Here is a 12,987-nt window from a genome sequence, read left to right on the forward strand (position 1 = left end):
CAAATAAAGATCGGGAGCGATGATGCCCGGGATCGCGCGCGCTTGCTCTAGGTTGTTTCCTTCCCCAGAAGTCGCTGTCGGGCAAAAGGCCTCAGGTCCAGGTCGTGCGAGCTGGCGCGGCCCAGCACGTGCTCGGCAACGGCTTCGCCCAGGCCGGCCGAGTGCTTGAAACCATGGCCCGAGCAAGCCGAAGCGATGAGCACGTTCGGCAGCCCGTCGAGTGCGTCGATCACGAAGCTGCGGTCGGGTGTCACGGTGTACATGCAGGCACGCGCCTTGATCGCGCGGCCGTCGATCTGCGGAAAGCGGCCGGCCACGCGGTGGCGGTACATCGCGGCGGTTTCCTCGGGGCTCACGGTGCGGTCGAGCGCGTCGGGCGTGGTGGCTTCGACGTACTGCTCGGTCGCGACCTTGAGCGCGGGCTGCGACGGGTCGGAGGCCGGAAAGCCGTACATGTAGTCTTCCTGCGCGTCGCCGAACATCCAGATGAAGATGGGAAAGCGGCCCGGCGCGAAGTCTCCAGCGGCACTGCCCGTGTCGAACCAGTGCATGACCTGGCGGTGCACCGAAAAGTTCGCCTGCCAGTCGGCGCGGGCCTGCCGGCCGAGAAACTCGGGCAGCCATGCACCGGCCGCAACCACGACGCGATCGGCCGTGAAGCTGGCCGTGTCGGTGCGAACCCGCACCGTGTCGCCATTGCCCACCGGTTCGACCGACTGCACGCGCTCGCCGGTGCGGGTCTGCGCGCCCGAGGCACGGGCCACCGCGAGCTGGGCGCCGATGGCGTCTTCGGGCCGCACGAAGCCGGCGTCGCGCTCGTGGTAGCCGATCTCGTCGCCCTGCAGATTGAATTGCGGAAAGCGCGCGCGGATGCCGGCCGCGTCGAGCACGTCGTGCGCGATGCCGAAGCGCTCGGCGCAGGCGATGGTGCGGCGCACGAAATCCGATTTGCCATGGTGCTCGGCCACGCGGTCGCGCGGCGCGAGGATCAGGCCGCTCGTGGTGGTCATCAGCGGCTTGCCGGTGCGGGCTTCGAGCTCGCGCCAGATCGCGTGCGAGCGCTGCACGAAGGGCACGTAGGCATCGCCTTCGCCGACAGCCAGCCGCGTGATGCGCGAATCGCCGTGCGAGGAGCCCTGGTCGTGCGGGGGCGAGAACTGGTCGATGCCCAGCACGCGCGCGCCGCGTTGCGAGAGCTGGTAGAGGGTGGCTGCGCCGAGGGCGCCAAGGCCGACGACGATGACGTCGTAGTGGGAAGACGTGGTCACGTGAGCAGGCGTTTCAGACGAGGTTCAGGTCCAGGAAGGCGTCTTTCACCTCGATGGGTTTGGGAATAAGCTTGAGTTGCGCGAACACGTCGGCCAGGCCTTGCTGTTCTTTCGCAATGGCGGGCGTGAGCGCGACCACGCCATATTGGCGCCGTTCGGTCGCCAGCGCCAGTACCTTCGGATCGACCTTGAGCTGCGGCGACAGCGTGGCCACCACGTCGGCCGGATGCGCCTGCGCCCATTCGTTGGCCTTGCGCAGTTCGGTGAACACGGTGCGCAGGATGTCCTGGTTGGCCCGCGCATAGCCGGGTTGTGCGAAGTGGTAGGTGCGGTTGCCGCTCAGGCCGGTGCCGTCGAACAGCACGCGCGAGTTGGTCGCGATCTGCGCACCGGCCAGGAACGGGTCCCACAGGCCGATGGCCGCGACGCTGCCCGACTGGTAGGCCGCCACCGTGTCGGAGGCCGTGACGATGTAGACGGGCTCGATGTCTTCGTAGCGCAGGCCCGCGGCTTCCAGCGCGCGGATCAGCACGTACTGCGTGTTGTAGCCACGGCCGGTGACGACACGCTTGCCTTTCAGGTCGCGCACGCTGCGGATCGACGAATCGCGCGGCACCAGGAAGCCGACGCCGCCGGGGTACGGGCTTTCCGCCGCGAGGTAAACAAGGCCCTTGCCGCTGGCCTGCTGGAACACGCCGATGCCGTCGGAGGCATGGCCGAAGTCGATGGCACCGGCGGCCAGCGCTTCCGACAACTGGCTGCCGCCGAGAAACTCGGCCCATTCCACCTTCACGCCGGAGGCTTCGAGCGCCTTCTCGAGTTGGCCGGTGCCCTTGAGGATGTTGAGCGTGTTGAACTTCTGGTAGCCGATGCGCAGCGTCTTGGCGCGCGATTGGGCAAAGAGCGGGGTGAGGGCGGCGGTGGTCGCGGCACCGATGCCGGCGCGAAGCAGGAGGCGCCGCGACAGGGCGGGCGTGAAGGGGTGGTTGGGGTTCATGACGCTGCCGCGCAGGCGCGCGGTCTGGAGAAAGAAGAGAGAGGCCGGCGAATTTAGAAGCACGCCCTTCATCGCGCCACGAAGCTTTTCTCATTAGTTCATGCGCAAGTCGGCGATGCATAAGCAAGCGGAAATTGCTTCGTTGGCGCGAGCGGGCGGGCTGCCTAGAGTCGCGGCTTCTCATTTCCGAGAAGAGCAGGCATGACCCGCAGCACATTCATCGTTTCAAGCCTGGCGCTAGCCGCCGGCTTTCTTTCCTTTGGCGGCACCGCATGGGCCGACAAGCTCGACGACATCAAGAAGGCCGGCGTGCTGCGTGTGGCCGCCTTCGACGGCAATCCGCCCTTCGGCTACATCGATGCGGCCAGCAAGAAGCAGGTGGGCCACGACATCGACCTGGCCACCGAATTCGCCAAGAGCCTGGGCGTGAAGATCGAGCTGGTGCCGACGAACCCCGCCAACCGCATTCCGCTGCTGACCTCGGGCAAGGTGGACGTGGTGTTCGCGAGCTTCACCATCACCGACGAGCGGGCCAAGGCGGTCGACTTCACCACGCCTTACTTCCTGGTCGGCCAGCAGTTTCTTGCAAAGAAGGGCGTGCTGAAGGATGCCGCGCAGATCAAGGACATCCGCATCGGCACCGAGAAGGGCACGACGATGGAAGCCAACCTGCGCAAGAACTACCCCGACGCCAAGGTCGTGCTGTACGACGATTCACCCTTCGCACTGGCCGCGCTGCGCAACGGCAACGTGCAGGCCATCACCAACGACGGCGTGAAGCTCACGGCCCAGTGGAACGCGATTCCCGACAAGGAGAAGTACGAGATCCCGGCGATCACCGTGTCGAAGGAATACCTTGGCGCCGCCGTGCCGAAGGGCGAGACGCGGCTGCTCGAGGCGCTGAACACCTGGCTGATCGACAGCGAGAAGAACGGCCGCGCGCTGGCTATCTACGACACCTGGTTCGGCCCGAACAGCAAGGCACCGCTGCCGCGCCTGCTGAAGATCGGCGACCAGCGCGTCGCTGCCGCCAACTGAGGTCGATGCGGCCTTGATCGATCTGTTGCGCGAGCAGTTGCTCGCGCCTCGCTATCTGGGCTGGCTGCTCGACGGCTGGTTGACCACGCTGTGGGCTTCGCTGCTGGTGTCGGCGGGAGCCACGGCGCTCGGCGTCGTCATTGCAGCGGGCCGCTCGTCGAGCCGGCCCGTCCTGCTGCGCGCGACGGGCGCGTATGTCTCGCTGTTTCGCAATACGCCGCTGCTGGTGCAGCTTTTCTTCTGGTACTTCGGCGCGCCGAGCGTGCTGCCCGAGGCCGTGCGCGAATGGCTCTATGCGGGGCATGCGCTGTCGTTCGAGTTGCTCTCGGCGCTTGTCGGGCTGACGCTGTACGCGGCCGCCTATGTGGGTGAAGACATCCGCTCCGGCATTCGCGGCGTGCCCGTGGGCCAGACGCTGGCGGCGTCCGCCCTCGGCTTCACGCGTGCGCAGGTGCTGGCGCACGTGGTGTTGCCGCAGGCGCTGCGCATCGCCTTGCCGCCGCTCTTGGGGCAGTACATGAACATCGTCAAGAACACCTCGCTCGCGATGGCGGTGGGGCTGGTCGAGTTGTCGTATGCGTCGCGGCAGGTGGAGGCCGAGACCTTCAAGACCTTCCAGGCCTTCGGCTTCGCGACGCTGCTGTACATCGTGACCATCGGCGCCATCGAGGTGCTGGCCGCGTGGGCGGCGCGTCGGCAGGCGCTCGCGCCGGGGAGGGCGGCATGACGGCGATCGGAACGCTGTGGGACAGCCTGCCGTACCTGCTGTGGGGCGCGTTCCCCAACGGGCAGCTCGGTGGCGCGGCACTCACGGTGCTGCTCAGTGCCGGGTCGGGCATCGCCTCGGCGGTGCTGGGGCTGGCGTGGGGCATCGGGCTGGCGATGGCGCAGGGTTGGCTGAAGAGCGTGCTCACGCTGGTGCTCGGGTTCTTCCGCGCGATCCCGGTGCTGATGCTGATCTTCTGGACCTACTTTCTCTTGCCGTTCGCGCTCGGCATCAGCGTGCCGGGCGTGCTGTCTGTGATGTGCGCGCTGTCGCTGGTGGGCGGTGCCTACCTGGCGCATGCGGTGCACGCGGGCATTCGCGGCATCGGGGCCGGGCAGTGGGCTGCGGGGTTGTCGCTCGGCCTCACGCGCTGGGGCACGCTGCGATTCATCGTGCTGCCACAGGCGCTGCGGATGATGCTGCCGTCGTTCATCAACCAGTGGGTGACGCTGGTGAAGGACAGTTCGCTGGCCTACATCGTGGGCGTGGGCGAGCTGTCGTTTGTGGCCTCGCAGGTGAACGCGCGCACGATGGTCTTTCCGGCGGAGATCTTCATGCTGGTGGGCGCCATCTACTGGCTGTTGTGTACCGGGCTCGATCGCCTGGCGAACAGGCTCGCGCGGCGCGCGCAAGAAGGTGTGCGGGAGCGCAAGAACTTTTCTGGAAAAGGTCTTGAGCGGTTCGCATAATCGCGTTCGTCATTTCGACCCCCTCACTTCAAGGAGTTACATCCATGGCCCAGACCCGGATCGCAGTCATCGTCGGCAGCCTTCGCAAGGAATCCCACAACCAGAAGCTGGCCCTGGCGCTCGCGCACCTGGCCCCGTCGGATTTCACTTTCGAGCACTTGCGCATCGACGACCTGCCGCTCTACAACCAGGACGACGACGGCAACCAGTCGCCGCAGGTCAAGCGGCTCAAGAGCGAAATCGCCGCGGCGCAGGGCCTGCTGTTCGTCACGCCCGAGTACAACCGCTCGATTCCTGGCGTGCTGAAGAACGCGATCGACCATGCCTCGCGTCCTTATGGCCAGAACGCCTGGGGTGGCAAGCCGGCTGGGGTGGTGGGTATTTCGGTCGGCGCCATCGGCACCGCGCTGGCGCAGCAGCACCTGCGCAACATCCTGGCCTACCTCGATGTGCCCACGCTCGGCGCGCCCGAAGTGTTCCTGCAGACCAAGGACGACCTGTTCGACGACAAGGGCCACATCGGCAACGAAGGCTCGAAGAAATTCCTGCAGGGGTGGATGGACAAGTACGTGGCCTGGGTCAAGAGCCATTCGGCCTCGTAAGGTGCTTGCGCATCTCTCGATGCGCCAGACGTGAAAAAGCCGCCCGGCAAGGGCGGCTTTTTTCATGGGCGCGAAGCAGGGCGGATCAGGCGGCTTGCGCCACGTCCTTCTGGTTCGCGGCTTCGGCCGTGGCCACCAGGATGTCGGCCCGTGCGGAGGCCAGCGCGGTGGCCTTGGCGCCGTCGCCCATCGCCACGCCTTCGGCACGCACGAAGCGCACGTCGGTGATGCCGAAGAAACCGAAGATCACCTTCAGGTAGCTCTCTTGATGCTCCATGGCCTGACCGCCTTCGGTGGTCGAGTAGATGCCGCCGCGGGTGGAGGCCACGATCACGGTCTTGCCGCCGGCCAGGCCCACGGGGCCCTTGTCGGTGTACTTGAAGGTGCGGCCGATCTGCGCGAGGCGGTCGATCCAGGCCTTCAGTTGCGTCGGGATCGAGAAGTTGTAGAACGGCGTGCCGATCACGACCACGTCGGCGGCCAGGAACTGGCTCACCAGCTTTTCGGACAGGGCGTTTTCGCGCTGCTGGGCGTCGGTCGGCTGGGCTTGCACGCCCGTCTTGATGCCCAGGGCGTCTGCGCTGAAATGCGAGGGGGTGTCCACGGCCAGGTCGAGGTATTCGACGGTGGTGTCGGGGTGGGCGGCCTTCCAGGCGGCCACGGTTTCGGCGGAGAGCAGGCGCGAGGTCGAGTTCGTGCTGAGGATGCTGGAGTCGATGTGGAGCAGCTTCATGATGGATCAATCACTTTCGTGTGGCTGTCGGCGCTCAAGGTGGCCGGCGATGTGAGAATTCTATTTTTAGACCGAGTGACTGATAAGTAGCCAAAAATCGCCTAGCTCGTTCTATTTGCAGGACAATCGAGCCCATGCAAGACCTCAACGACATGGTTTTCTTTGCCGAAGTCGCCGAACGCGGCGGCTTTGCGGCGGCCAGCCGGGCCCTGGGCATTCCCAAGTCGCGCCTGTCGCGCCGCGTGGCGGAGCTGGAAGAACGGCTTGGCGTGCAGCTGATGCAGCGCAGCACCCGGCGCTTGTCGCTCACGCCGGCGGGCGAGATCTACCTGCGGCACGCGTCCGCCATGCGCGATGCGGCCCAGGCGGCGGCCGAAGCCGTGGCCCAGGTGCAGACCGAGCCGAGCGGGCTGGTGCGCCTGACCTGCCCCGTCACCATCGCGCACAGCGGGCTGGCGCAGCTGATGCCGATCTTCATGGACCGGTATCCGGCGGTGCGCATCGACATGCGGGTGATCAACCGGCCCGTCGACCTGATCGAGGAGGGCGTCGACATCGCGCTGCGCGTGCGGCCCGCCATCGAAGACAGCACGGTGCTGGTGGCCAAGACCTTCGGCTACAGCCGCGGCGTGCTGGCCGCGAGCCCGGAGCTGCTGGAGCAATACGGCCCGGTGAACACGCCGGCCGACCTGGCGAAGCTGCCGACGGCGGCGATGTCGGTCAACGGCGAAGGGCGCTCGGAATGGCGCCTCGACGGTCCGAACGGCGAGACCCACGTGCACATCCACACGCCGCGCTATGTGGCCGACGACCTGGCGACGCTGCAGTTCGGCGCACTGGGCGGCGTGGGCGCCACGATGCTGCCCGACTACATGTGCCGGGCCGACATGGTGGCCGGACGCCTCGTCAGGCTGCTGCCCGGATGGGGCCCGCCGCCCGTGGTGGCGCACATGGTGTTTCCGGCGCGGCGGGCGCTGGTGCCGGCGGTTCGGCGGCTGATCGACTTTCTGACGGAGCGTTTGCAGAGCGCCGATATGCAGATGTTCTGAGGCCGAATGGGCGGCTGCGACCGCCACAACAACGGATGGTGCTATTCAAAAGATAGCGACCCGGCTTGACCGCCAGCATTCGTTATGCGGAAAACGTCATATCCAAACAAGCAGATATTCGTTTGGCATTGAAGCCGCCGTTCGCACAATCCAGGGCTCCCATCCATTCAGGAGCGACCATGGCAACTCTGCGACTCGGCGACACCGCCCCCAATTTCACCCAGGATTCCAGCGAAGGCCCCATCGACTTCTACCAATGGGCCGGTGACTCCTGGATCGTGTTCTTCTCGCACCCGGCCGACTTCACGCCCGTCTGCACCACCGAACTCGGCAAGACCGCAGCGCTGTCGGGCGAGTTCGCCAAGCGCGGCGTCAAGCCCATCGCGCTGAGCGTCGATCCGGCCACCAAGCACAAGGAGTGGATCAGCGACATCAACGAAACGCAGAACACCACGGTCAACTTCCCGATCATTGCGGACGCCGACCGCAAGGTGGCCGACCTGTACGACCTGATCCACCCGAACGCCTCGACCACGGCCACGGTGCGCAGCGTCTACATCATCGACCCCAAGAAGGTGATCCGCACCACCATCACCTACCCCGCGTCGACCGGCCGCAACTTCGACGAGATCATCCGCGTGATCGACTCGCTGCAGCTCACCGACAGCCACAAGGTCGCCACCCCCGTGAACTGGAAAGACGGCGACGACGTCGTCATCGTGCCCAGCATCCAGGACCCGGCCGAGCTGGCCGAGCGCTTCCCCAAGGGCTTCAAGGCCGTCAAGCCTTACCTGCGCATCACGCCGCAGCCCAACAAGTAAATAGCAAGGCGGCACCCGCAATGCAGACCAGCGTCGTCATCGTGCCCGGTTGGCGCGACTCCGGGCCCGGCCATTGGCAGAGCCTGTGGGAGGAGCGCATTCCGGGCGCCGCGCGCGTGGCACAGGACGACTGGGCCTCGCCCAAGCGCGACGCCTGGGTGTCGACGCTGGCGAAGCTGGTGCTCGACTGCGAAGGCCCGGTGGTGATCGCCGCCCACAGCCTGGGCTGCATCGCCACGGCGCATCTGCCGGCCGCCGCCGCTGCCCGCATCCGCGGTGCGCTGCTGGTGGCCCCGGCCGACCCGGAGCGCCGCGCGGTGCTGTCCGACTTCGCGCCCGTGCCGTATGCGGCGCTGCCGTACCGCAGCATCGTCGTGGCCAGCAGCAACGATCCTTACTGCCCGATCCGGCTGGCGGGGGCCTATTCCCGCGCCTGGGGCAGCGAGTTCGTCCGCATGCAGAATGCGGGCCACATCAACATCGATTCGGGGCACGGAGACTGGCCGCTCGGCCTGGCCCTGCTGCAATCGTTGACCGACGAACCCGCCGCCTGGCCGGCGGGTCGTGAATTTTCAGAAAACCTGGCAACCACATGACTTCCAGAATCAAGACCTTCGTCGCCGTGCTCGCGCTGGCGTCCTCCGCTCTCGCCGGCAGCAGCGCCTTTGCCCAAGGTACGTCGCTGCTGAACGCCTCGTACGACGTGGCCCGCGAGTTCTACAAGGACTACAACGCAGCCTTCGTGGCGCACTACAAGAAGGCCACCGGCAAGGACGTCAAGATCGACCAGTCGCATGGCGGCTCCAGCGCCCAGGCACGCGCCGTGGCCGACGGCCTCGACGCCGACGTGGTGACCATGAACACCTCGACCGACATCGACTTCCTGGCCAACACCGGCGTGGTCGCGAAGGACTGGACCAAGAAGTTCCCCGACAACGCATCGCCGACCACGTCGACCATGCTGTTCCTGGTGCGCAACGGCAACCCCAAGGGCATCAAGGACTGGGACGACCTCGTCAAGCCGGGCGTGCAGGTCGTGATCGTCAACCCCAAGACCGGCGGCAACGGGCGCTACGCCTACCTTGCGGCCTGGGGCTACATCAAGAAGAAGGGCGGTACCGATGCGCAGGCCGCCGAGTTCGTCGGCAAGCTGTTCAAGAACGTGCCGGTGCTGGCACGCGGCGGCCGCGACGCCACCACCGCCTTCCTGCAACGCAACATCGGCGATGCGCTGATCACCTTCGAGTCGGAAGTGGTCTCGATCGACCGCGAGTTCGGTACCGGCAAGGTCGACTCGGTCTATCCGTCGATCAGCATCGTGGCCGAGAACCCCGTGGCCGTGGTCGAACGCACCGTCAACAAGAAGGGCACGGGCGAGCTGGCCAAGGCCTACCTCGACTGGCTGTACTCCGAAGAAGCGCAGGAAATCGCCGCCAAGCATGCGCTGCGCCCGCGTTCGCAGGCCGTGCTCAAGAAGTACGCATCGACCTTCAAGCCGCTGCAGCTCTTCACGGTGCAGGAACTGTTCGGCAGCCTCGGCGAAGCGCAGAAGGTGCACTTCAATGACGGCGGCCAGTTCGACAAGCTCTACACGCCCGGCGCGAAGTAAATGAGCGGCGCTGTTTCATCGGCGCTCCCGTCCGCGGGAGCGCCTTTTTCGCGTGCCAACCGGGCAGGAGGTGCCAAGCGCGTGCTGCCCGGTTTCCACATCACGCTCGGCTTTTCGATCCTCTATCTCAGCCTGATCGTGCTGATCCCGCTGTCGGCGCTGGTCTTCAGGACTTTCACGCTGACCTGGGACCAGTTCTGGGTGGCCGTGACCGCGCCCCGCGTGATGGCCTCGTACCGGCTGACCTTCGGTGCCTCGCTGATCGCGGCCGTGGTGAACGCGGTGTTCGGCCTGCTCGTGGCGTGGGTGCTGGTGCGCTACAAGTTTCCGGGCAAGCGCATCGTCGATGCGCTGGTCGACCTGCCATTCGCGCTGCCGACGGCCGTGGCCGGCATTTCGCTGACCGCGTTGCTCGCGGGCAATGGCTGGATCGGGCAACTGCTGGAGCCGCACGGCATCAAGCTGGCCTTTACGCCGGCGGGCATCGTGATCGCGCTGATCTTCATCGGGCTGCCGTTCGTGGTGCGCACGGTGCAGCCGGTACTGGAAGATGCCGAGAAAGAGCTCGAAGAAGCCGCCACCTCGCTCGGTGCGACGCGGCTGCAGACCTTCACCAAGGTGATTTTCCCGTCGATCGCCCCGGCGCTGCTCACCGGCTTTGCCATGGCCTTTGCGCGTGCCATCGGCGAGTACGGCTCGGTGATCTTCATCGCCGGCAACATGCCGATGATTTCGGAGATCACGCCGCTCATCATCATCGGCAAGCTGGAGCAGTACGACTATGCGGGCGCCACGGCGGTTGCATTGGTGATGCTGGTCATTTCCTTCGTGCTGCTGCTGGTCATCAATGGCCTGCAGGCATGGCAGCGCCGCAGGGCAGGGGCCTGACATGAGCGCACCTTCCAAAGTCATTCGCCGCGCACAGGCCGGCACCACCGAAGCCGCATGGGTGCGCTGGCTGCTGATCGGCGTAGCGCTCGCGTTCATGTTCCTGTTCCTCGTGCTGCCGCTGGCGGCCGTGGCGACCGAGGCGTTGCGCAAGGGCGTTGGCGCCTACCTCGACGCGCTCAAAGAACCCGACGCCTGGAGCGCCATCCGCCTCACGCTGATCACCGCCGCCATCGCGGTGCCGCTGAACCTCGTGTTCGGTGTCGCGGCGGCCTGGGCCGTTGCCAAGTTCGAGTTTCGCGGCAAGGCCCTGCTCACCACGCTGATCGACCTGCCGTTCGCGGTGTCGCCGGTGGTCGCGGGCCTGATCTACGTGCTGGTGTTCGGCGCGCAGGGCTGGCTCGGCCCGTGGCTGTCGGAGCACGACATCAAGATCATCTTCGCCGTGCCCGGCATCGTGCTGGCCACCGTGTTCGTGACCTTCCCGTTCATCGCGCGCGAGCTCATTCCGCTGATGCAGGCGCAGGGCACCGACGAGGAGCAGGCCGCCATCGTGCTGGGCGCGACCGGCTGGCAGACCTTCTGGCGCGTGACGCTGCCCAACATCAAGTGGGGCCTGCTGTACGGCGTGATCCTGTGCAACGCGCGCGCCATGGGCGAGTTCGGCGCGGTGTCGGTGGTGTCGGGCCACATCCGCGGCCAGACCAACACCATGCCGCTGCACGTGGAAGTGCTCTACAACGAATACCAGTCGGTGGCCGCGTTCGCCGTGGCTTCGCTGCTGGCGATCCTGGCGCTGGTCACACTGGTGATCAAGTCGGTCATCGAGTGGCGCCACGAGCGCGAGATGAAGGCCATTGCCGAGTTGCCCCCCGAGCGTCCGCCTGAAACGACGGCAGCCTGAGAGAGAGAAGAAACCATGAGCATCGAAATCCGCAACATCAGCAAGCAGTTCGGCGACTTCCGCGCGCTGCGCGACGTGAACCTCGACGTGGAGTCGGGTGAGCTCGTCGCGCTGCTCGGCCCCTCGGGCTGTGGCAAGACCACGCTGCTGCGCATCATCGCGGGGCTGGAAACGGCCGACACCGGCAGCATTCTGTTCTCGGGCGAAGACACCACCGACGTGCACGTGCGCGAGCGGCAGGTCGGCTTCGTGTTCCAGCACTATGCGCTGTTCCGCCACATGACCGTGTTCGAGAACGTCGCGTTCGGCCTGCGCGTGAAGCCGCGCAAGGAGCGCCCGAGCGACGCGCAGATCAAGACCAAGGTGACCGACCTGCTCAAGCTGGTGCAGCTCGACTGGCTGGCCGACCGCTATCCGTCGCAACTGTCTGGCGGCCAGCGCCAGCGCATTGCGCTGGCCCGCGCGCTGGCGGTGGAACCCAAGGTGCTGCTGCTCGACGAGCCCTTCGGCGCGCTCGACGCCAAGGTGCGCAAGGAGCTGCGCCGCTGGCTGCGCCGGCTGCACGACGAGCTGCACGTCACCTCGATCTTCGTCACGCACGACCAGGAAGAAGCGCTCGAAGTGGCCGACCGCGTGGTGGTCATCAACAAGGGACAGATCGAGCAGGTCGGCTCGCCACAGGACGTCTGGGACAAGCCCGCGAGTCCTTTCGTGTATGGCTTTCTCGGCGACGTGAACCTGTTCCATGGCCGCGCGGACAACGGCGCGGTGCAGCTCGACGGCATGCGCCTGGATTCGCCCGAGCACAGCGGCGCGCGCGATGCCAAGGCGCTGGCCTACGTGCGGCCACATGACCTGGATGTGACACGCTACGTGACCGGTGCCACCGGCATCGTCGCTACGCTGTCGCGCGCGATTGTTGTCGGACCTATCGCAAGGCTGGAACTTGAGCCCACCGAATCGAATCCAGATAATCCGGGCTCCGGAACCATCATCGAAGCGCAACTCCCTGCGCAACAGTTCCGCGACCTGGGCTTGAAGGAAGGCGACACCGTCGTCGCCAATCCTCGCAAGGCCAGGGTGTTCGTCGAAGAAGAATGGGTATCTCCTTGATCGATTGGTACTTTGGCGCGCCGCGCCGCGCGTACGGGCTGATCTGCCTGGCCTGTGTCCTGATGCTGGCCTTCGGGCTCTACCTGCAGCACGTGGTCGGGCTCGAACCCTGCCCGATGTGCATCGTGCAGCGCTATGCGCTGGTGCTGGTGGCGCTCTTCACGGGGCTGGCCGGTGCGTTTCGCAACAGGGGCCTGCAGATCACCGGGGGCCTGTTGGCGCTGGTCTCGGCCATCGGCGGCGCCTACACGGCGGCCGCGCAGAGCTGGCTGCAGTGGTATCCGCCTGAAGTCGTGTCCTGCGGGCGCGACCTCTACGGAATGATCGAGACCTTTCCACTCAAGCGCGCACTGCCAATGATCTTCCGTGGTGGCGGCGACTGCTCCAAGGTCGACTGGTCGCTGTTCGGCCTCACGCTGGCCAACTGGTCGTTCGTTGCGTTCACCGTTCTCTCGCTGTTGCTGATCACCCTGCTCGTGCGCTCGCGCCGCGCGCGTTGAGCCACTGATT

General features: G+C 66.2%; 15 protein-coding genes. 12 read left to right on the top strand and 3 right to left on the bottom strand.

What is annotated here, in order from left to right; all coding sequences use genetic code 11:
• Nucleotides 1-47 precede the first annotated feature (47 nt).
• Both solA and ACGLHS_RS15565 read right to left on the bottom strand, forming a co-directional pair.
• Nucleotides 48-1,268, bottom strand: a complete 1,221-nt coding sequence (gene solA / locus ACGLHS_RS15560) for an N-methyl-L-tryptophan oxidase (RefSeq protein WP_394480956.1) — start codon at nucleotides 1,266-1,268, stop codon at nucleotides 48-50.
• A 13-nt stretch (nucleotides 1,269-1,281) separates the two neighbouring features.
• Complete coding sequence (locus ACGLHS_RS15565; protein WP_394480958.1) at nucleotides 1,282-2,337, bottom strand: aliphatic sulfonate ABC transporter substrate-binding protein; 1,056 nt, start codon at nucleotides 2,335-2,337, stop codon at nucleotides 1,282-1,284.
• Between the two features lie 129 nt (nucleotides 2,338-2,466).
• On the opposite strand from ACGLHS_RS15565, the gene ACGLHS_RS15570 reads away from it, so the two are divergent.
• Genes ACGLHS_RS15570 through ACGLHS_RS15585 form a run of 4 tightly spaced genes read left to right on the top strand, consistent with a single transcriptional unit; the run spans nucleotide 2,467 to nucleotide 5,360 of the window.
• Complete coding sequence (locus ACGLHS_RS15570) at nucleotides 2,467-3,303, top strand: ABC transporter substrate-binding protein (protein WP_394480960.1); 837 nt, start codon at nucleotides 2,467-2,469, stop codon at nucleotides 3,301-3,303.
• A gap of 22 nt (nucleotides 3,304-3,325) precedes the next feature.
• Complete coding sequence (locus tag ACGLHS_RS15575) at nucleotides 3,326-4,030, top strand: amino acid ABC transporter permease (protein WP_394481469.1); 705 nt, start codon at nucleotides 3,326-3,328, stop codon at nucleotides 4,028-4,030.
• On the top strand, nucleotides 4,027-4,758 hold the full coding sequence (locus ACGLHS_RS15580) for an amino acid ABC transporter permease (RefSeq protein ID WP_394480962.1): 732 nt from the start codon (nucleotides 4,027-4,029) through the stop codon (nucleotides 4,756-4,758). The genes ACGLHS_RS15575 and ACGLHS_RS15580 overlap by 4 nt, the downstream gene beginning before the upstream one ends.
• Before the next feature lie 44 nt (nucleotides 4,759-4,802).
• Nucleotides 4,803-5,360, top strand: coding sequence for an NADPH-dependent FMN reductase (locus ACGLHS_RS15585; protein ID WP_394480964.1), 558 nt, complete (start codon nucleotides 4,803-4,805; stop codon nucleotides 5,358-5,360).
• 85 nt (nucleotides 5,361-5,445) lie between these two features.
• Here the strand turns inward: ACGLHS_RS15585 and ACGLHS_RS15590 are convergent, their stop codons facing one another.
• Nucleotides 5,446-6,093, bottom strand: a complete 648-nt coding sequence (locus tag ACGLHS_RS15590) for an FMN-dependent NADH-azoreductase (protein ID WP_394480966.1) — start codon at nucleotides 6,091-6,093, stop codon at nucleotides 5,446-5,448.
• A gap of 134 nt (nucleotides 6,094-6,227) precedes the next feature.
• On the opposite strand from ACGLHS_RS15590, the gene ACGLHS_RS15595 reads away from it, so the two are divergent.
• The 8 genes from ACGLHS_RS15595 to ACGLHS_RS15630 all read left to right on the top strand — a co-directional run bounded on the left by ACGLHS_RS15595 (nucleotide 6,228) and on the right by ACGLHS_RS15630 (nucleotide 12,977).
• On the top strand, nucleotides 6,228-7,142 hold the full coding sequence (locus ACGLHS_RS15595; protein WP_093240442.1) for a LysR family transcriptional regulator: 915 nt from the start codon (nucleotides 6,228-6,230) through the stop codon (nucleotides 7,140-7,142).
• A gap of 179 nt (nucleotides 7,143-7,321) precedes the next feature.
• Nucleotides 7,322-7,963 (top strand): peroxiredoxin, encoded by a 642-nt coding sequence (locus ACGLHS_RS15600; RefSeq protein WP_093240439.1) that lies wholly within the window; start codon nucleotides 7,322-7,324, stop codon nucleotides 7,961-7,963.
• A 20-nt stretch (nucleotides 7,964-7,983) separates the two neighbouring features.
• Nucleotides 7,984-8,559, top strand: coding sequence for an alpha/beta hydrolase (locus ACGLHS_RS15605; RefSeq protein WP_093240436.1), 576 nt, complete (start codon nucleotides 7,984-7,986; stop codon nucleotides 8,557-8,559).
• The gene (locus ACGLHS_RS15610) at nucleotides 8,556-9,572 is read left to right on the top strand and encodes a sulfate ABC transporter substrate-binding protein (RefSeq protein ID WP_093240433.1); all 1,017 of its coding nucleotides are present in this window, start codon (nucleotides 8,556-8,558) and stop codon (nucleotides 9,570-9,572) included. Before ACGLHS_RS15605 ends, ACGLHS_RS15610 begins: the two co-directional genes overlap by 4 nt.
• Complete coding sequence (cysT, locus tag ACGLHS_RS15615; RefSeq protein WP_093240430.1) at nucleotides 9,573-10,460, top strand: sulfate ABC transporter permease subunit CysT; 888 nt, start codon at nucleotides 9,573-9,575, stop codon at nucleotides 10,458-10,460. It abuts the gene before it with no gap.
• A 1-nt stretch (nucleotide 10,461) separates the two neighbouring features.
• A complete protein-coding gene (gene cysW / locus ACGLHS_RS15620; protein WP_394480971.1) occupies nucleotides 10,462-11,364 on the top strand; it encodes a sulfate ABC transporter permease subunit CysW in 903 nt (300 codons plus the stop codon).
• 15 nt (nucleotides 11,365-11,379) lie between these two features.
• Nucleotides 11,380-12,477: a sulfate/molybdate ABC transporter ATP-binding protein gene (locus ACGLHS_RS15625; RefSeq protein WP_093240424.1), complete on the top strand. Its 1,098-nt coding sequence runs from the start codon at nucleotides 11,380-11,382 to the stop codon at nucleotides 12,475-12,477.
• Nucleotides 12,462-12,977 carry a disulfide bond formation protein B gene (locus tag ACGLHS_RS15630; RefSeq protein ID WP_394480973.1) on the top strand — a complete coding sequence of 172 codons (516 nt, stop codon included), beginning with the start codon at nucleotides 12,462-12,464 and terminating at the stop codon, nucleotides 12,975-12,977. Before ACGLHS_RS15625 ends, ACGLHS_RS15630 begins: the two co-directional genes overlap by 16 nt.
• The last annotated feature ends 10 nt before the right edge of the window (nucleotides 12,978-12,987 follow it).

It is taken from the genome of Variovorax sp. VaC1 (genome assembly GCF_043658315.1).
Lineage (GTDB): Bacteria > Pseudomonadota > Gammaproteobacteria > Burkholderiales > Burkholderiaceae_C > Variovorax.